Annotated in this window: 17 protein-coding genes; 15 read left to right on the top strand and 2 right to left on the bottom strand. The window is 63.9% G+C overall.

What is annotated here, in order from left to right; translation table 11 throughout:
• Positions 1-16: 16 nt before the first annotated feature.
• The 13 genes from GTP90_RS13610 to GTP90_RS13550 all read left to right on the top strand — a co-directional run bounded on the left by GTP90_RS13610 (position 17) and on the right by GTP90_RS13550 (position 12,499).
• The gene (locus GTP90_RS13610; protein ID WP_254451854.1) at positions 17-1,126 is read left to right on the top strand and encodes a glycosyltransferase family 9 protein; all 1,110 of its coding nucleotides are present in this window, start codon (positions 17-19) and stop codon (positions 1,124-1,126) included.
• A 51-nt stretch (positions 1,127-1,177) separates the two neighbouring features.
• On the top strand, positions 1,178-1,903 hold the full coding sequence (locus GTP90_RS13605; protein WP_161084052.1) for a YebC/PmpR family DNA-binding transcriptional regulator: 726 nt from the start codon (positions 1,178-1,180) through the stop codon (positions 1,901-1,903).
• Between the two features lie 6 nt (positions 1,904-1,909).
• The gene (purD, locus tag GTP90_RS13600) at positions 1,910-3,178 is read left to right on the top strand and encodes a phosphoribosylamine--glycine ligase (protein WP_161084051.1); all 1,269 of its coding nucleotides are present in this window, start codon (positions 1,910-1,912) and stop codon (positions 3,176-3,178) included.
• Positions 3,179-3,184: 6 nt separating this feature from the next.
• Entirely contained in the window at positions 3,185-4,099 is a 915-nt protein-coding gene (gene hemF / locus GTP90_RS13595) for an oxygen-dependent coproporphyrinogen oxidase (protein ID WP_161084050.1), read from the top strand.
• Between the two features lie 2 nt (positions 4,100-4,101).
• Positions 4,102-4,761, top strand: a complete 660-nt coding sequence (locus tag GTP90_RS13590) for a nicotinate-nucleotide adenylyltransferase (protein WP_161084109.1) — start codon at positions 4,102-4,104, stop codon at positions 4,759-4,761.
• Positions 4,762-5,448: a ribosome silencing factor gene (gene rsfS, locus GTP90_RS13585; protein ID WP_161084049.1), complete on the top strand. Its 687-nt coding sequence runs from the start codon at positions 4,762-4,764 to the stop codon at positions 5,446-5,448.
• A gap of 6 nt (positions 5,449-5,454) precedes the next feature.
• The gene (rlmH, locus tag GTP90_RS13580) at positions 5,455-5,925 is read left to right on the top strand and encodes a 23S rRNA (pseudouridine(1915)-N(3))-methyltransferase RlmH (RefSeq protein ID WP_008451768.1); all 471 of its coding nucleotides are present in this window, start codon (positions 5,455-5,457) and stop codon (positions 5,923-5,925) included.
• Positions 5,926-6,039: 114 nt separating this feature from the next.
• On the top strand, positions 6,040-6,660 hold the full coding sequence (locus GTP90_RS13575) for a Maf family protein (RefSeq protein ID WP_161084048.1): 621 nt from the start codon (positions 6,040-6,042) through the stop codon (positions 6,658-6,660).
• 44 nt (positions 6,661-6,704) lie between these two features.
• On the top strand, positions 6,705-8,171 hold the full coding sequence (gene rng, locus GTP90_RS13570; RefSeq protein WP_161084047.1) for a ribonuclease G: 1,467 nt from the start codon (positions 6,705-6,707) through the stop codon (positions 8,169-8,171).
• Positions 8,172-8,301: 130 nt separating this feature from the next.
• Positions 8,302-9,141, top strand: coding sequence for an AraC family transcriptional regulator (locus GTP90_RS13565; RefSeq protein ID WP_161084046.1), 840 nt, complete (start codon positions 8,302-8,304; stop codon positions 9,139-9,141).
• Positions 9,142-9,416: 275 nt separating this feature from the next.
• Complete coding sequence (locus GTP90_RS13560) at positions 9,417-11,612, top strand: TonB-dependent siderophore receptor (RefSeq protein ID WP_161084045.1); 2,196 nt, start codon at positions 9,417-9,419, stop codon at positions 11,610-11,612.
• Positions 11,613-11,697: 85 nt separating this feature from the next.
• Complete coding sequence (locus GTP90_RS13555; protein ID WP_254451853.1) at positions 11,698-12,111, top strand: hypothetical protein; 414 nt, start codon at positions 11,698-11,700, stop codon at positions 12,109-12,111.
• The gene (locus GTP90_RS13550) at positions 12,098-12,499 is read left to right on the top strand and encodes a hypothetical protein (protein ID WP_161084043.1); all 402 of its coding nucleotides are present in this window, start codon (positions 12,098-12,100) and stop codon (positions 12,497-12,499) included. Before GTP90_RS13555 ends, GTP90_RS13550 begins: the two co-directional genes overlap by 14 nt.
• 30 nt (positions 12,500-12,529) lie before the next feature.
• On the opposite strand, the gene GTP90_RS13545 is transcribed toward GTP90_RS13550, so the two are convergent.
• Positions 12,530-14,572: a LamG-like jellyroll fold domain-containing protein gene (locus tag GTP90_RS13545; protein ID WP_161084042.1), complete on the bottom strand. Its 2,043-nt coding sequence runs from the start codon at positions 14,570-14,572 to the stop codon at positions 12,530-12,532.
• A gap of 132 nt (positions 14,573-14,704) precedes the next feature.
• Here GTP90_RS13545 and GTP90_RS13540 point away from each other — a divergent pair, with 132 nt between their 5' ends.
• Positions 14,705-15,901 carry a GGDEF domain-containing protein gene (locus GTP90_RS13540; RefSeq protein WP_161084041.1) on the top strand — a complete coding sequence of 399 codons (1,197 nt, stop codon included), beginning with the start codon at positions 14,705-14,707 and terminating at the stop codon, positions 15,899-15,901.
• A gap of 23 nt (positions 15,902-15,924) precedes the next feature.
• On the opposite strand, the gene GTP90_RS13535 is transcribed toward GTP90_RS13540, so the two are convergent.
• The gene (locus GTP90_RS13535; RefSeq protein WP_254451852.1) at positions 15,925-16,443 is read right to left on the bottom strand and encodes a hypothetical protein; all 519 of its coding nucleotides are present in this window, start codon (positions 16,441-16,443) and stop codon (positions 15,925-15,927) included.
• Positions 16,444-16,616: 173 nt separating this feature from the next.
• Here GTP90_RS13535 and GTP90_RS13530 point away from each other — a divergent pair, with 173 nt between their 5' ends.
• On the top strand, positions 16,617-17,270 hold the full coding sequence (locus tag GTP90_RS13530) for a hypothetical protein (protein ID WP_161084039.1): 654 nt from the start codon (positions 16,617-16,619) through the stop codon (positions 17,268-17,270).
• Positions 17,271-17,378: the final 108 nt, after the last annotated feature.

The raw sequence follows: 17,378 nt of genomic DNA, 5'->3' as shown, positions 1-17,378 counted from the left end.
ATTGCCAGCCCGCGACATGAAACAACTGATTCCCGCACCACTGCTTGCCAAGGCAGACAAAATCCTGGTCGTCACCCACATGGCGATCGGCGACTTCACCTACATGCAAATGTGCTTTCGCGCGCTCAAGCAGGCCCACCCCCACCTGCAGATCCACCTGTGGGTCGACGAGCGCCGGCGCTCGGACAACCCCGAGGACTGGCCGCACCTGAAGAACTACTCGCTGTACGACTGGCTCACCGCCAGCCCCTACATCGACCAGACCTACACCCAGAACTACAGCCCCGCGCTGCACGCGCAATCGATCGCCAAGGCGCAGCGCGAGGAGTGTCCGATCGTGGTCTCGCTGACCCACATGGCCTGCCATCGCTACGCGCGCCTGACGCGCGAGATCAGCCCGCGCGGCTTCATCGTCGGCCTGAAGAAGCAGAAGTACCGCTTCTTCGAGCTGTCCAAGAAGCTCAGCATCCTGAAGTTCAACGCCACCATGCCGCTGTACGAGTCGCAGGAGCGCGACGTGCCGCATGTGAGCGACATCTACGCGCAATGGTTCCAGACCGCCTTCGGCATCGACATCCCCAAGCCGGACCGCTACCCGACCATCCAGATCCCGGACCAGTGGATGCGTTATGCGCGCGATCAATTCGCCGCCTGGGGCCTGCCGCCGCAGGTGGTCTTCATCAACGCCTACTCCAAGGGCGAGGAGCGCTGCTGGCCGCTGGAGCGCGCCTTCGAGCTGATCAAGGAAATGCGCGCCCAGCCCAAGTGGCGCGAAGCTGGCTTTATTGTCAACGTTGTGCCGGAAGACATGCAGAACGCCCAGGCGCTGTACGACCGCCTGGCGCTGCCCGACACCCACCTGTTCTCGGCGGTGGACAACTTCTTCCAGCTGCCGGCCGTGCTCAGCCTGTGCAGCCTGATCATCACGGTGGAAACGGCGGTCATGCACCTGGCGAACGCGGTGCACGTGCCGGTGATCGCCCTGATGCGCCAAAACAACCCGGAATGGGTGCCGATCGACCAGGAAAACAGCGCCGTCATCCTGGTCAAGGAAATGGACGCGTGGGTAACGAAAATCGAGCTGCCAGAGGTGATGGAAAAGGTTTTGAGCTGGCCCCTATGCTAGAATACCGCCCTCACCGCACACCAATGACTTACCGCCGAAGGAAGACCGAACATGGCTGGACACAGCAAATGGGCCAATATCAAGCACAAAAAAGCAGCGACCGACGCTAAACGTGGCAAGATCTGGACCCGTCTCATCAAGGAAATCACCGTGGCTGCGCGCATGGGCGGCGGCGACCTGAATTCGAACCCGCGCCTGCGCCTGGCCGTGGACAAGGCGGCCGACGCCAATATGCCGAAGGATAACGTGCAACGCGCGATCACCCGCGGCACCGGCGGCGAAGACGGCGCGGCCTACGAAGAGGTTCGCTACGAAGGTTACGGCGTGGGCGGCGCGGCCGTCATCGTCGACTGCATGACCGACAACCGCGTGCGTACCGTGGCTGAGGTGCGTAACGCCTTCAACAAAAACGGCGGCAACATGGGCAACGAAGGCTCGGTGGCCTTCATGTTCAAACATTGCGGCCAGTTCCTGTTCGCGCCCGGCACCAACGAGGACGCGCTGATGGAAGTGGCGCTGGAAGCCGGCGCCGAAGACGTGGTGGCCGACGAGGAAGGCGGCTTCGAAGTGCTGTGCAATCCGCACGACTTCGCGACCGTCAAGGATGCGCTGGAAGCCGCCGGCTTCAAGGCCGAAGTGGCCGAGATCATCATGAAGCCGGACACCGAGACCGTCTTCACCGGCGAGAACGCCGTCAAGATGCAAAAACTGCTGGACGCGCTGGAAGCACTGGACGATGTCCAGGAAGTCTATTCCAACACGCTGATCGAAGACTGAGGATTTATGAAAATATTGGTAGTCGGCTCCGGCGGCCGTGAACATGCGCTGGCCTGGAAATTGGCGCAATCGGAGCGCATCCAGATGGTCTACGTCGCCCCCGGCAACGGCGGTACCGCGCGCGATCCGCGCCTGGTCAACGTCAACATCACGGACCTGCACGAACTGGCGACCTTCGTCGAACAGGAGCACATCGGCCTGACCGTGGTCGGCCCGGAGACTCCGCTGGCCGGCGGCATCGTCAACCTGTTCCGCGCGCGCGGCCTGAAGGTGTTCGGCCCGACCAAGGAAGCGGCCCAGCTGGAGTCGTCGAAGGACTTCGCCAAGGCCTTCATGCAGCGCCACGGCATCCCGACCGCCAAGTACCAGACCTTCTCGGACGTGGCGCAAGCGCACGCCTATATCGACGCCAACGGCGCACCGATCGTCATCAAGGCCGACGGCCTGGCCGCCGGCAAAGGCGTGGTGGTGGCGATGTCGCTGGAAGAAGCACACCGCGCGGTGGACGACATGCTGGCCGATAACCGCTTCGGCGACGCCGGCGCGCGCATCGTCATCGAGGAATTCCTGGCCGGCGAAGAGGCGAGCTTCATCGTCATGTGCGACGGCAAAAACATCCTGCCGCTGGCCACCAGCCAGGATCACAAGCGCCTCAAGGACAACGACGAAGGCCCGAACACCGGCGGCATGGGCGCCTACTCCCCTGCCCCGATCGTCACGCCGGCCATGCACGCCCGCGTGATGCGCGAGATCATCAACCCGACCATCGCCGGCATGGCGAAGGACGGCATCGTCTTCACCGGCTTCCTGTACGCCGGCCTGATGATCGACGCCCAGGGCAATCCGCGCACGCTGGAATTCAACTGCCGCATGGGCGATCCTGAAACGCAACCGATCATGTCGCGCCTGAAGACCGACCTGGTGACGGTGATGGAACACGCCGTCCACGGCACGCTGGACCAGGTCGAGCTGGAATGGGACCGCCGCACCGCCGTTGGCGTGGTGCTGGCAGCCGCCGGCTACCCGGACGCGCCGCTGAAGGGCGCCGTCATCGACGGCATCCCGGCCGAGACGCCGGAAGCGGTGACCTTCCACGCCGGCACCGCCGAAGTGGGCGGCCATCTGCAGGTGACCGGCGGCCGCGTGCTGTGCGTGGTCGGCCTGGGCGACAGCGTCAAGCTGGCGCAGAAGCAGGCTTACGAAGTGGTCGACCAGATTTCGTTCGACGGCATGCAGTGCCGCCGCGACATCGGCTGGCGCGGCCTGAAGCACTAGGACCAGATGTCGTCCCTTCCGAACCCCGGCGCCGTCAAGGCTTACCTGCTCGACCTGCAAGATCGCATCGTGCAGGCGCTGGAGGCCGTCGACGGCAAACCCTTCCTGCGCGACGCGTGGGATCGGCCCGAGGGCGGCGGCGGCATTTCGCGCCTGATCGAGGAAGGCAACGTCATCGAACGCGGTGGCGTCAACTTCTCGCACGTGATGGGCGCCAAGCTGCCGCCGTCGGCGTCCGCGCACCGCCCGGACCTGGGCGGCCAGCCGTGGGAAGCCATGGGCGTGTCGCTGGTGATCCATCCGCGCAATCCGTACGCGCCGACGGTGCACATGAACGTGCGCTTCTTCACCACCACCAACGCCAGCGGCGAACCGGCATGGTGGTTCGGCGGCGGCATGGACCTGACGCCCTACTACGGCGACAAGCAGGACGTGAAGCACTTCCACCAGGCCTGCGCCGACGCGCTGGCGCCGTTCGGCGGCGACCTGCATCCGCGCTTCAAGAAATGGTGCGACGAGTATTTTTACCTGAAACACCGCCAGGAAGCGCGCGGCGTCGGCGGCATCTTCTTCGATGACTTCAACGAAGCGGGCTTCGAGCAAAGCTTCGCCATGATGCAAAGCGTCGGCGACGCCTTCCTCAAGGCCTACCAGCCCATCCTGGAACGCCGCAAGGACACGCCGTACGGCGAGCGCGAACGCGACTTCCAGGCCTATCGCCGCGGGCGCTACGTCGAGTTCAACCTGGTGTTCGACCGCGGCACGCTGTTTGGCCTGCAGTCGGGCGGCCGCACCGAGGCGATTTTGATGTCGATGCCGCCCATCGTCAAATGGCGCTACCGCTGGGAGCCCGAAGCGGGCAGCCCGGAGGCGGCGCTGTACAGCGACTTCCTGCCGCATCGCGACTGGCTCGCCGCGTGACGATGGCTTACCGCGTCGCACTGCTGGGAGGCAGCTACGATCCGGTGCATCACGGTCACGTCGCACTAGGCGCGCACTTTGCGCAACTGCTGCAGGTGGACCAGTTGCGCGTGATCCCCGCCGGCCTGCCATGGCAGAAGTCCACCCTGAAGGCGACGCCCCGCCAGCGCGCCGAGATGGTGGCGCTGGCCTTTGCCGGCGCCCCGTACGGCGTCGTGGTCGACATGCAGGAAATCGAGCGCGGCGAACAGGGACAGGCCACCTACACCATCGACACGCTGCGCCAGGTGCGCGCCGAACTGGGTGCGGCGGCCTCCATCAGCTTCCTGATGGGCGCCGACCAGCTGCAGCGGCTCGACACCTGGCATGAATGGCAGGCGCTGTTCGACTACGCCCATATCTGCGTAGCGGCCCGCCCTGGCTTTAACCTGGCCACCGCCGGCCTTCCGCCGGCAGTGGCCGAGGCGTTTTCCCGCCGTCTGGGAACGCCTGAACAAATCCGCAACACGCCGCACGGTCTGACTTATCTGGCACAGGACTTCGCGGTGGATATCTCCGCCACCGAAATACGTGCGGCATTACAACGGGGGGAAAGCGCAAACTCGCTTATCCCGCCGCTAGTGCTAGACTATATTGAACAACACAATCTATACAAAAGCTAAATGGACATCAAAAAACTGCAATCCCTCGTCGTTGACGCCCTCGAAGACGTCAAGGCCCAAGACATCGCCCTGTTCGATACCACCCATCTGACCAGCCTGTTCGACCGCATCGCCATCGCGTCCGGTACCTCCAACCGCCAGACCAAGGCGCTGGCCGCCTCGGTGCGCGACAAGGTCAAGGCCGCCGGCGGCGACGTCTACGGCATGGAAGGCGAGGACACCGGTGAATGGGTGCTGGTCGACCTGGGCGACATGATCGTCCACATCATGCAGGCGCCGATCCGCGCCTACTACCGTTTGGAAGAGATCTGGGGCGACAAGCCGGTCAAGCTGGGCGCCGCCAAGCGCAAGTCGACCAAGGAAGGCGAGGAAGCCGCCGCGCCGAAGAAAGTCAGCAGCCACCTGGCCGCCGGCAAAAAGGCCGTCGACGCCTCCCCGGTCATCGAGAAGAAAACCCCGGCACGCAAAGCCGCCGCCGCCAAGCCGGCCGCCGAGAAGAAGCCGGCCGCCAAGAAGGCAGCCGCAGTGCCAGCCGGTAAAACCATCAAGGTCGGCAAGACCAAGTCGGCGGTCGCCGCCGCCGAAGCGCTGAAGGCCCTGCCGCCTAAGCGCAAGGTCGCCAAGCCAAAAGCCGATGAAGCGCCGGTCAAGACCGTCATCAAGCGTATCAAAAAAGTCGAAGAGTAATCGGGCATGCAGCTGATCATCGCTGCGGTCGGCCATAAAATGCCGGCCTGGATAGAAACGGGCTTCGCCGAATACGCGAAGCGCATGCCGCCGGAACTGAAGATCGTGCTGAAGGAAATCAAGCCGGTCGACCGTTCGGGCAGCAAGACCGCCGCCACCGCGATGGCGCTCGAACGCGAGCGCATCGAGGCGGCGCTGCCCAAGTCCGTACGCATCATCGCCCTCGACGAACGCGGCAAGGACCTGACCTCGGTCGGCCTGTCGCAGCAGCTGGAAGCCTGGCAGCAGGACGGCCGCGACACGGCCTTCCTGATCGGCGGCGCCGATGGCCTCGATCCCGAGCTGAAGGCGCGCGCCGAGGGCTTGATCCGCATTTCCAGCATGACGCTGCCGCATGGCATGGTGCGGGTGATGCTGGCGGAGCAGCTGTACCGTGCCTGGAGCATCACCCAGAACCACCCGTATCACCGCGTTTAAGGCCATGATAAAAGAGCCGCAGCGTCGTTGTTGGCGCCTCGCCGTACCGGTTGTACTGCCTTCGGTGCCACGCCTAGCTGCGCCCCTTTTCTCACGACCTTAAAAATATTAGACATGAAACCGGTCGACAAAAAGATCTACCTCGCTTCCAAGAGCCCGCGCCGGCGCGAACTGCTGCGCCAGGTGGGCATCGATTTCGAACTGCTGCTGCTGCGCAGCGACGGCCCGCGCGGCGCCGACGTCACCGAGGAGGTGCTGCCCGGCGAGGCGCCGCTCGACTACGTGGCCCGCGTGGCGCGTGAAAAAGCCGCCTTCGCGGCCGACCTGGTGGTGCGCCGCCGCATGGCGCCGCGCGTGGTGCTGGCGGCCGACACCACCGTCACCATCGACGGCGCCATCCTCGGCAAGCCGGCCACGCCCAACGAAGCCATCTCCATGCTGCAGCAGCTGTCCGGCCGCACGCACCAGGTACTGACCTCGATCGCCGCCCACTCGGCCGATTTCGCCGGCCAGGTCACGCAGGTGTCGGAAGTGCGCTTCGGCGTGCTGACGCCGGCCGCCATCGCCGCCTACTGCGCCACCCAGGAACCCTACGACAAGGCCGGCGGCTACGGCATCCAGGGCCCGGCCGCCGCGTTCATCGAACACATCACCGGCAGCCATTCCGGCATCATGGGCCTGCCGGTGTATGAAACCGTCCAACTGCTGCGCCAGGCGGGTTTGCCGCTGCCCTGAGCGGCGTGTATGATCGTCGTTCACAGCCCATTCAGAAGCCGAGCATGAACGAAGACATCCTGATCAACATCACCCCGCAGGAAACCCGGGTCGCCCTCATCCTGCAGGGCGCCGTGCAAGAGCTGCACATCGAACGCACGCTCACGCGCGGGCTGGCAGGCAATGTCTACTCCGGCAAGGTCGTGCGGGTGCTGCCCGGCATGCAGTCGGCCTTCATCGATATCGGCCTGGAACGCGCAGCCTTCCTGCACGTGGCCGACATCTGGGAAGCCCGCCCGCACGACGGCGGCCAGAACGCCGCTCCCACCCCGATTGAAAAAATCCTGTTCGACGGCCAGGTGCTGACGGTGCAGGTGATCAAGGATCCGATCGGCACCAAGGGCGCGCGGCTGTCGACGCAGATCTCGATCGCCGGCCGCATGCTGGTCTACCTGCCGCAGGACGCCCACATCGGCATCTCGCAGAAGATCGAAAAGGAAGCGGAGCGCGAAGCGCTGCGCGCGCGGCTGCAAAGCCTGCTGCCGCCGGAGGAAAAAGGCGGCTACATCGTCCGCACGCAGGCGGAGGACGCGTCGGACTCCGACATCGCGGCCGACGTCGAATACCTGCGCAAGACCTGGGGCGCCATCCTGCACGGCGCCAAGACCAAGCCGGCCACCACCCTGCTGCACCAAGACTTGAGCCTGGCGCAGCGCGTGCTGCGCGACTTCGTGCACGACGACACCGCCACCATCCAGGTCGACTCGCGCGAGAACTACCTGAAGCTGCAGGAATTCGGCCTGGCCTACACGCCGGGCGTGCTGCCGCGACTGCAGCACTACACCGGAGAGCGTCCGCTGTTCGATTTGTACGGCGTGGAGGAAGAGATCCTGCGTGCGCTGGGGCGGCGCGTGGACCTCAAGTCCGGCGGCTACCTGATCGTCGACCAGACCGAGGCGATGACCACCATCGACGTCAACACCGGCGGCTTCGTCGGCGGGCGCAATTTCGCCGACACGATCTTCAAGACCAACCTGGAGGCGGCGCATGCCATCGCGCGCCAACTGCGGCTGCGCAACCTGGGCGGCATCATCATCCTCGACTTCATCGACATGGAGAACAACGAGCACCGCAACGCCGTGCTGCAGGAGTTGAAGAAGACCTTGTCGCGCGACCGCACCAAGGTGTCGGTGTCGGGCTTCTCGGCGCTGGGGCTGGTGGAGATGACGCGCAAGCGCACGCGCGAATCGCTGGCGCACATCCTGTGCGAACCGTGCCCGGCGTGCGCCGGCAAGGGCCAGGTGAAAACCTCGCGCACCATCTGCTACGAAATCCTGCGCGAACTGCTGCGCGAAGCCAAGCAGTTCAACCCGCGCGAATTCCGCATCCTCGCCTCGCAGGAGGTGGTGGACATGTTCCTGGAAGAGGAATCGCAGCACCTGGCGATGCTGGGCGACTTCATCGGCAAGAAAATCTCGCTGCAGGTGGAGACCGCGTATCACCAGGAGCAGTACGACGTGATCTTGATGTAAGCGTTGGCCGCGTGCGAAAGTCCAAACGACTGACCGCGCGTGCGCCCCCCATTGTCACCCATCGAACCCTATGAGCGTAATATTTGCCAATTAGGTCACCCCTTATTGTCCATACAAGACTTTTCACTTTATGTCGAGCATTGCCATCACTGGGCTAACTACGGCTAGGGACATCGACAGCATCTCACGTCCCGTTTCAACTTTCAACGCCACCTCCGTAACAAAGGACTGGGAAAATGCGCGGCATCAGCATCGCAAGGCGCAGCTCATCTACTCGGTACGTGGCATCCTCAACTGCGAAATCGATGACGGCGTCTGGATCGTGCCGCCGCAGTGTGCCATCTGGATACCCGGAAACTTGCCGCACTCGGCACGGGGTGCGGGTGAAACCGAATGCTATTGTCTGTTCGTCGAACCGGACGCCGCACCGGATCTTCCGAAAATCTGTTGCACGATTTCTGTATCACCGTTGCTGCGCGAATTGCTAATGAAGGTGGCCGGCATGCCTGAGCTATATCCGCTGGGTGGGGCGGAAGACCGGCTCATCGCCGTATTGCTCGATGAGTTGGTGGCGGCGCCGGTGGAACTCTTGCATTTGCCCATGCCGCGCGATTTGCGCTTGCGTCGTCTCACGGAAACAATGCTGGCCGACCCCACTGATAAAACCTCGAAAGCCGACTGGGCGACGCGAATCGGGCTCAGTGAGCGAAGCATGAGCCGTCTACTGCTACAAGAAGTTGGAATGGGTTTCGGACGCTGGCGGCGGCAGCTGCATGTGATCCTTGCACTCCAACGGTTGACCAAGGGCGAAAGCGTGCAAACGGTGGCATTGGAGTTAGGGTATGAAAACGCCAGTGGGTTCATCACAATGTTCCGCAAAGCGGTTGGCAAGCCTCCCGCACGGTACCTGTCGGACCGCATGAGCGGCGCGGAGCTTGCGCCCGTGCCGGGCATTATGCTTCCCGATTAAGTCTCCCCATAGAGCTAAATGCACGCCTATGCCAGGTAAACGGTCTGGCGGCGTGGAAATGCATGGCCTAAACGAATAACAATCTGGCTCCATTTCGCTATCTTCCCTCCTCGGCTTCATTGTTAAATACGGCATCTAAATACAAATGAGTATCATTTATGCCTACCCTCATAACTGCCGGAAAGTTTCCCAGACCAATTGGTTTACACGCAAAGCCGGCCGTCTATCCTCCTCCACATGGGCCACACAACGGCCCCATCAGGATCGCGCCGCGCATGGTGCTGCGCTCGGCAGTCGCGGCGGCAGCGCTCATTAGCGCGCAGGGTGCGTTCGCCGCTGAGTCAGCGCAAATCCAAAACAAGGCAGGGGGGATGCCTCAAGATGAGATGTCTTTGCCTGCGATAACTGTAACGGGCCGCTTGTCTACGGCGACCACCGAAGGTACGGGCTCCTACACCACGGGCCAGACGTCGCTGGCGACGCACCTACCGCTGTCATCGCAGGAAACACCGCAGGCAGTGACGGTAATCACGCGCCAGCGCATGGACGATCAGCAATTGGATTCGGTGCAGGGTGTGCTTGAGAACACCACGGGCGTCACGTCGTACCAGTCCGACAGCGAACGGACGAGTTTTTATTCGCGTGGATTTTTGATCAACAACGTTCAGCACGACGGCATCCCCACCGTCGTCGGCGACATCGTCAATGGGAGCGGCATCGGCTCTATCGACACCGCGTTCTATGATCGTGTCGAGGTCGTGCGCGGAGGCTCCGGCTTGGTGACCGGCACCGGGAATCCATCGGCCGCCATCAACCTGGTGCGCAAACGGCCAGCCCCTGAATTCTCTGCAGCCGTCTCGCTCGCCGCGGGAAGCTGGGACACCCACCGGGGAATGGCTGACATATCAACCCCGTTGACAGAGGACGGCCGCATCCGCGCGCGCATGGTAGGGACGTACCAGGACGGACACTCGTACATCGACGGCTACAAGCCACAGAGAAAGGCGGTCTACGGCATCATCGAGGCAGATCTGACGCCAGCCACGACAGTGAGCCTCGGCTATGACTATCAGGACATCACGCCGAAGGGCTCTACCTGGGGCGGTTTGCCGCTATGGTTCAGCGACGGCACGCAGGCCGGGTATGGACGCGGCAAGAACTACGCGCAGGATTGGAGCCATTGGAACAACACCCTTAAGACAGCGTTTGCCGCGATCGAGCACCGCTTCGGCAAGGACTGGAGCGTCCGGGCCATGGTTAACCAGTACCGTACCGAATTCGATGCCGAACTGCTCGGCCTGGTCGGCCGCCCCGATCGCGCCACGGGACTGGGCTCCTATCCCTACGGGGCCTATCCGACAGCGCTGGCGTCCTCAGGCCACAGCCGTCAAAACACCGTTGACGTGATGGCGAGCGGCCCGTTCGAACTGCTGGGTCGCCAACATGAGCTGGTGCTAGGGGCGACGAGTTCGCGCCGCGAGGCCAGCCAGCAGGATATCGCCCCGTTCTATGCAGGCTTTGCGCCGGTCAATGTCTATGACCTGGGTTCGGCCTATCCGCGCCCCGACTTCGACGCCAGGGCTTCAGTGCCGACCCGCACCCGCATCAAGCAGAACGGCGTCTACAGCGCAGCCCGGTTTTCGCTGACGGAATCCCTGAAACTCATCGGCGGCGGCCGGTTCAGCAACTACGAAATCGACGATAACGTCGGTGGCACTTCGGTGCACTATAAAAAGAGCGATGAGTTTACCCCGTATGCCGGCGCGATCTACCAAATCGACAAGACATATTCGGCCTATGTCAGCCACACCGGCATCTTCAATCCGCAAACCGACCACCGAGACAGCAAGGGCAACGTGCTTACACCATCAAAGGGGAAAACCGAGGAAATCGGCCTCAAGGGCGCTTACTTGGACGGACGTCTGAATGCCTCGGTGGCCTTGTTCGAGACCAATCTGGACAACGCAGCGCAGATGGTCGCCGGGACTTATACGCCAGGCGGCGCCCAAGCGTACAAAGGTACGGACGGGACCAAGTCGCGCGGGGTCGAGTTGGACCTGCAGGGCCAACTGGCGCCTGGCTGGAACATGTACGCTGGTCTCGCCCACTTTACGGCGCAAGATGGCGATGGGGGCCGCTTGAATTCGCAAATACCGCGCACCACCGCCCAGTTTTTCACCACCTACCAGTTGCCCGGAGGATGGCGCAAGCTGACCCTCGGCGGCGGCGTCAAATGGCAAAGCCGCTTTTACCAAGCGCCCAATACTGGCACCAGTTCGCTGGGTGGGGAGCAGAGTTCTCATGCGCTGATGTCGCTGCTAGCACGTTACGCCATCACGAAGCAGACCAACGTGGCCATCAACCTCAACAACGTGTTCGACAAAAAGTATGCGCTGCAAAAGGGCGATTTCGACACCGTGAGTTATGGCCCACCACGCAACGTGATGGTCACGCTGAACTATAACTATTGATGTACCCACAGATATACCGTCATTAATTTCCGAGAAAGCTCCTATGCCATCGCAGCCCACCCTAAGCCCCTTCCAGAATCTGGCCATGAACAACCAAAACAGGATCGCCTTGTTCTGGTTGACGACAGCCGCTGGTGTCGTCCTTTTTGTAACGTTCCAGTTGTTCTTCTACGTAAACGACTTTGTCAGAGCGCAGGGAGCGACACCGCCAATTACGTTTGAGCCCGGCGTACTTTGGATGTTTTCAGCGTTCTATGGCTGCTGGATCGTCACGGTGCTCCTCGCCCTGCGCGGAACGCGCACGGCTCAGTGGCTTGTGCTGGTCCTGGGCAGTCTGCTGGTCGTCTTGAATACCCTGGGGGGAATCGCCGACGGCTTGCGCGATGGCTGGCACATTGCGTTCTCGGCATTGTTCTTCATCACGCTGCCCGGCGTATTCGCCATCGCGGCCACCTGGGGCCACATCAAAAGCAAAGGAAACAAACATGTCTATCAATAGTTCTGACTTCCCCTTGGTCTGGATGAATCTATCGCAAGAACCCGGACATGATCATCAGCCGGACTTCGATGAGTTCGAGGCCAATTTGCAGCGCGGCGTGTCCTTCGTACTCTTGACCGATACCGTACCTGCCGACGACCATGAACACTCGCCGGAAGAAAAGAAGCGCACCGCGCTATGGATGAAAAAGCACAAGCTTGAGTTGCGAAGGCTGGTTCTTGCAATGATCATGGTCGAACCGAACTCGGCAAAACGTCTTGGTTTCAAGGCCTTTGCGGTCGTCTTTGCCAAGTTCTGGGGCTACCCCTTACTGCTTGCTGCTTCTCGCGAGCAGGCAATGGAAATGGCAAGAGAACTGCTCTCAACGCATGGAAAATCATCCGACTGATCGCCAAGCGGGCGTTCGATCTCGCGGCGCCTAGCCGCGACGCGCCGTCAACCATTGGCTCGGTGGCAACGCGGCGCTGGCCACGCGCACTTCGCCGATGTTGCCGTAGAACCCGTCCGCCCTCGCGCCATCCCACGAGCCGCCGCCCACCACCCACGGCGACGACGCCGACAAGGTCGCCAGCCCGACCACGTGGCTGCTGTTGCGCAGCACCGGCGCGCCCTCCACGTACATGACCGTGTCGTGCGTGACCGGATCGTTGACGATGGCGATGTGCACCCAGTTGCCGGCAATGATCTCACCCGACCAGCTGGCCATGGCGTCGCGCTGGCCGCTGACGTCCGGCACCACTTCCCATTGCACCTCGCGCAGGCTGGAGATGGCGAACAACAGCGGCGGCGATTCCGGGTCGCCGCCGTCGAAGCCGGCCAGGCCGCCGCGCTTGCCGTCGCGCGTCATGATATTCATCCAGGCGTGCTTGGCCTTGTCCCACGCCGGGTTGATTTTGACGAAGGCTTCGATCGTATAGCCGGTGGTCGCGAAGGTCTGGGCGTTGATCGCGGCCGTGGCGTCGGTGAGGAAGTAGCTCAGGCGCGGCGCGTTCTTGTCGGTGTTGAGGAAGCTGACCGAACCGGGCGCCGACGACAGCCGGTGATGGTCGCTGCTCCACACGATGTCGCCCGCCGCCGCGCCGACGATGCCGCCCTGGTTGAGCTGGTCGCGCACCAGCGGATTGGCGCCGGTGACGTCGGCGATGCGCGCGCCGGGCGCGACCGGCGCGCCGTCGCTGCCGCCGTAGAAGCGCCAGTGCGCCACCGTGGACGCCACCTTCGGATAGTCGTCCGCGTCCTTGGGCGCCACCGGCGCGACGATGGCCGGCTCGGTGTAGCCCTTCAGGACCAGCGCCCTGGCCTGCTCGACCAGCGACGACGCGACCGTCGCCTTGCCGGCGCTGAAGCCGGCATTGAAGCGGGCGAAGCGCTTGGCGAAATTGATGTCGATCGTGAAGCTGTGGTTGCTCTCGGTGAGCACCGCGCGGTCGAACGCGTTCAGCGTGTCGACCGGCTTCATCGGCACCCACGGCGAGAACGACAGCACCTTGATCTGGTTGTTGGTCAGGTCGAATTCATACAGGCGCATCAGGCCGTTGCCGCCCTGGTAGGCCATCTGGTAGTCGACCACCATTTCCTCGACCGCGTTGCCGAAGTCGTTGGTCTTGGTCAGCCGCGCGCCGCCGTGGTGGTGGCCGTTGAGCGTCATGAAGATCTGGTCGTTATCGCGTATCAGCTTTTCCCACAGCATTTTGCCGTAGCCGGTTTCCAGCGGGCTGACCGCGTCCGGCGCGATGTTGAGCAGCTGGTGGTTGACCAGGATGGCCGGCAAGGTTGGATGGTCGGCCAGCACCTTGCGCGCCCAGGCGATGCCGGCGTCCGAGATGCGCCACGACAGCGACAGCACCAGGAACTGCTGGTCCTGCGCCTTGAAGATGTGGTACTCGTGGAAGCCGGTGCTGTCGCGCGCGCCGAAGGTGGCCTGGCGCTGCGCCCGCCTCGTGCCGAACCATTGCAGGTAGGGCTCGTTGGCCAGCACGCGCTGCGTGTCGGTGCCCTTGGCCGGGTCGCTGTCGAAGTCGATGTCGTTCAGCACGTCGTGGTTGCCGGCCAGGATGGAGTATGGCACCTTGGCCGCCTCCAGCACCTGCATGGCGCCGTCGGCCACCTTCCACTGCTCCGGCTTGCCGACCTGGTCGACCACGTCGCCCAGGTGGATCAGGAAGGGGATGTTGAGCGCCTGCGCGTTGCGCGCCACCCAGCTGGTCTGCGCGGCGTAGGGTTCGTTGCCGTAGTGGCGCTCGTACTGGCTGCTTTCCGACGAGGTCGCATAGCGCGAATAGAATTGCGTGTCCGGCAGCACCGCCAGCGCGAAGCTGGCGATCCGGGTGTCCTGGGTGTTCGACGGGGCCGCGTTGTCGCCGCCGCAGCCGGCCAGCAGCCCGCCGGCCGACAGGCCCGATGCCAGTCCCAGTTTGAGCAACGACCGCCGTTGTGCATCCTGTGCTCCCATCTTTTCCATGTCACGCCCTCAGCAATGTGAAAGCGCCCATGCTAAAGGCCCAGCATGACTTGCAGATGACAAGGCGTACGGTGCGCAACCTGTTGTCGAGTGCGTATAATTACCAGTCATCACAACCAACCCGGTGGCGTCATGCTCGACCTCCGCACCATCAACTCCATCACCGGCATCATGGCTTTGCTCATGGCCTTCGTGCTGCTCGGGATGCGCCACTACTATCCGCGCCGCATCCAGGGGACGTTGATGTGGGGACTGTCGCCCATCGTCGGCGGGCTCTCCTCGCTCGCCTATGGCCTGGACGGCTGGCTGCCCACCGCGCTGGCCGCCATGCTCAGCAACTCGCTGGCGTTCGCCAGCGCCGCGCTGAACCTGTTCGGCACGGCCGCATTCTATGAACACCCGTTGAACGGCCGCCGCTGGCTGGCGTTCACCGTTGCCGTGCTGGCCGTCATGACCTGCTTCATGGTGGTCTGGCCGGACTACCGCGTGCGCGTGACGGTGTTCGCGCTGGCGATGACGGTCTACACCGGCGTCCACGCCTCGATGCACTGGCGGCATGGCCTGAGCTTTGCCGGCCGGCTGCTGGCCGCGCTGCTGCTGGTGCGCTGCGCCATCCTGCTGCTGCGCGCCGGCAGCGCGCCCTTCATCGACGCTGCCGACGCCAGCCGCTATGGCGCGACATGGATACAGCTGCTCTACATCAGCTCGTTCAGCGTGGGCGGCATGGTCACCTGCCTGGGCCTGGTGCTGCTGGCGAGCGAACGGGTGGGGACGGAATTCGAACGCATGGCCAATGTCGACCTGCTCACCGGCGCCGCGTCCCGGCGCGCCATCATGCAGGCGTTCGAGGGCGAAGTGGCGCGTTGGCAACGCACCGGGCGCGTGTTCTCCATCCTGCTGCTTGATATCGACCACTTCAAGCGCATCAACGATCGCCATGGCCACGTGGTCGGCGACCAGGTGCTGGCGCGGTTCGCGGCCACCGTCAAATCGGCGCTGCGTTCCATCGATACGCTGGGGCGCTACGGCGGCGAGGAATTCATCGTCCTGTTGCCCGACAATGATCTGCAGGGCGCGGCCGTGGTCGCCGAGCGGGTGCGCCAGGCCGTCGAGCAGGAAGTGGGCGCGGCGGGTTTGCCGGCCTGTACCACGAGCATCGGCTGCGCCTGCATTAGCCAGAGCCAGGCGGCTGTGACGGCCTTGCTGTCGCAAGCCGACGCCGCCTTGTACACGGCCAAGCACGAAGGCCGCAACGCGGTGCGCCTGGCCCAGCCGCCGCCCGATCAGCTATCCAGGCAAAACCGTCCCACGCTGGAGAACGCCGGCTAAGGTGCGCCGCCCTCCGCGCCGGCTCAGCGGGTCGGCGCGACCGTGATCACGGTGCGGCTCAGGTCGATGCCGCGGATTTGCACCGAGCCGAAATTACTGTTGTCGTTGACACCGGCGCGGATGTTCTGCAGGTCGAGCTCGCCGATCGACGCCGGCAGCGCCAGGTTGACGGAGCCGTCCGCGTTGAGGCGCGGCGCGCTGCCGTTCGGCCCGTACACGACGTCGCGCGCCGTCACGTCCGCATTCAACACGCCCAGCAGCGGGAACAGCACCGAGCCCATCTCGGCGCCCCTGGCGTCGGCGCCGGACACGCCGCCGAACAGGCCGTGCAAGGGAAACAGGCCGCGATGCAGCGAACGCGCCGGCGGCCGTGGCGCCGGCGCCGGGATCGGCGTCGATACGCCGCGCAGCTCGGCATCGTTCAGGGCGCGCAGCCTGGCCGCGGCCTCGTCGCCGTGCGCGCCGGACAGCGCGCCAAGCAGCACGATGCTGGTGACAATGCGGGTGAGTTTCATCGGGTCTGTGTGATTGAGTACGGCCATGGCGTAATGCTAGCATCGCCCGCGCGCCGGCGTGCCACTCAATGCTGACCCTGGCGGCCAATCTGCGTCGCCGCCGCTGTCTTGCCAGCGCCACAGCGCGCACGATTGCGCTCATGCGGCCGTTGAATGCGATGGCATAATTATAATATTAAACACACCATTTCGGAGGCGGCATGGCGGCTCGGCACACACTGGCGGCATTGGGACTGACCTTGGCGGCGCAGCTCGCGCTGGCGGACGAACACGCGCCGGTGGCGGCGCCGGCGCCCGCCGTCGGCGACTCCTGGACCTACCAGTACACCGACGTCTGGAAGGGCGCGAAGGGCAACCTCAACCGCGTGGAAGTGACCGGCGTCGACGCCGCCGGCGTGCACGTGGACATCAAGCGCGCCGCCAGCGGCGCGCTGATCGGCAAGCAGCTGTTCAGCGCCGAGATGAATCCGGTCGACCGCGGCGCCATGCACTTCGCGCCGGCGTTCGCGCGCTACGCCTTCCCGCTCACGCCCGGCAAGGAGTGGACCACCGACGCCACCGGCGACAATCCCAAGTCCGGCAAGCACTGGCGCTACCGCATCAAGGGCAAGGTGCTGAACTGGGAAAAGGTCAAGGTGGCGGCCGGCGAGTTCGAGGCGCTCAAGCTGGAAGTGGAGGCGCTCTACCACGGCGAGGAACCGAACAGCCCCGGCGGCAGCGGCCAGCTGACCGAGACGCTGTGGTTCGTGCCCGAGGTGAACAACTTCGTCAAGCTCGACTATCGCGACACCGACTGGAACGGCCGCATCTTCAACCGCGACAGCTGGGAACTGACCGCTTTCGTGCGCAAATAAACGCGAATGCGCCGCCATGCCCACCGACGCCACACCGCCCTCGCCCTACAGCGACGGGCTGCTGCACGCCCGCGCCGGGCTGGCGCGGCCGCGCTCGCCGCCGGTGCC

The organism is Duganella vulcania, assembly GCF_009857655.1.
Lineage (GTDB): Bacteria > Pseudomonadota > Gammaproteobacteria > Burkholderiales > Burkholderiaceae_D > Rugamonas > Rugamonas vulcania.
This window is presented reverse-complemented; position numbering and strand designations above follow the sequence as displayed.

What these genes read in the sequence shown, in the direction of transcription:
- GTP90_RS13610 (WP_254451854.1), top strand. Translation starts at nt 17, where the DNA reads ATGAAACAACTGATTCCCGCACCACTGCTTGCCAAGGCAGACAAAATC.
- GTP90_RS13605 (WP_161084052.1), top strand. Translation starts at nt 1,178, where the DNA reads ATGGCTGGACACAGCAAATGGGCCAATATCAAGCACAAAAAAGCAGCG.
- purD (WP_161084051.1), top strand. Translation starts at nt 1,910, where the DNA reads ATGAAAATATTGGTAGTCGGCTCCGGCGGCCGTGAACATGCGCTGGCC.
- hemF (WP_161084050.1), top strand. Translation starts at nt 3,185, where the DNA reads ATGTCGTCCCTTCCGAACCCCGGCGCCGTCAAGGCTTACCTGCTCGAC.
- GTP90_RS13590 (WP_161084109.1), top strand. Translation starts at nt 4,102, where the DNA reads ATGGCTTACCGCGTCGCACTGCTGGGAGGCAGCTACGATCCGGTGCAT.
- rsfS (WP_161084049.1), top strand. Translation starts at nt 4,762, where the DNA reads ATGGACATCAAAAAACTGCAATCCCTCGTCGTTGACGCCCTCGAAGAC.
- rlmH (WP_008451768.1), top strand. Translation starts at nt 5,455, where the DNA reads ATGCAGCTGATCATCGCTGCGGTCGGCCATAAAATGCCGGCCTGGATA.
- GTP90_RS13575 (WP_161084048.1), top strand. Translation starts at nt 6,040, where the DNA reads ATGAAACCGGTCGACAAAAAGATCTACCTCGCTTCCAAGAGCCCGCGC.
- rng (WP_161084047.1), top strand. Translation starts at nt 6,705, where the DNA reads ATGAACGAAGACATCCTGATCAACATCACCCCGCAGGAAACCCGGGTC.
- GTP90_RS13565 (WP_161084046.1), top strand. Translation starts at nt 8,302, where the DNA reads ATGTCGAGCATTGCCATCACTGGGCTAACTACGGCTAGGGACATCGAC.
- GTP90_RS13560 (WP_161084045.1), top strand. Translation starts at nt 9,417, where the DNA reads ATGGTGCTGCGCTCGGCAGTCGCGGCGGCAGCGCTCATTAGCGCGCAG.
- GTP90_RS13555 (WP_254451853.1), top strand. Translation starts at nt 11,698, where the DNA reads ATGAACAACCAAAACAGGATCGCCTTGTTCTGGTTGACGACAGCCGCT.
- GTP90_RS13550 (WP_161084043.1), top strand. Translation starts at nt 12,098, where the DNA reads ATGTCTATCAATAGTTCTGACTTCCCCTTGGTCTGGATGAATCTATCG.
- GTP90_RS13545 (WP_161084042.1), bottom strand. Translation starts at nt 14,572, where the DNA reads ATGGAAAAGATGGGAGCACAGGATGCACAACGGCGGTCGTTGCTCAAA.
- GTP90_RS13540 (WP_161084041.1), top strand. Translation starts at nt 14,705, where the DNA reads ATGCTCGACCTCCGCACCATCAACTCCATCACCGGCATCATGGCTTTG.
- GTP90_RS13535 (WP_254451852.1), bottom strand. Translation starts at nt 16,443, where the DNA reads ATGGCCGTACTCAATCACACAGACCCGATGAAACTCACCCGCATTGTC.
- GTP90_RS13530 (WP_161084039.1), top strand. Translation starts at nt 16,617, where the DNA reads ATGGCGGCTCGGCACACACTGGCGGCATTGGGACTGACCTTGGCGGCG.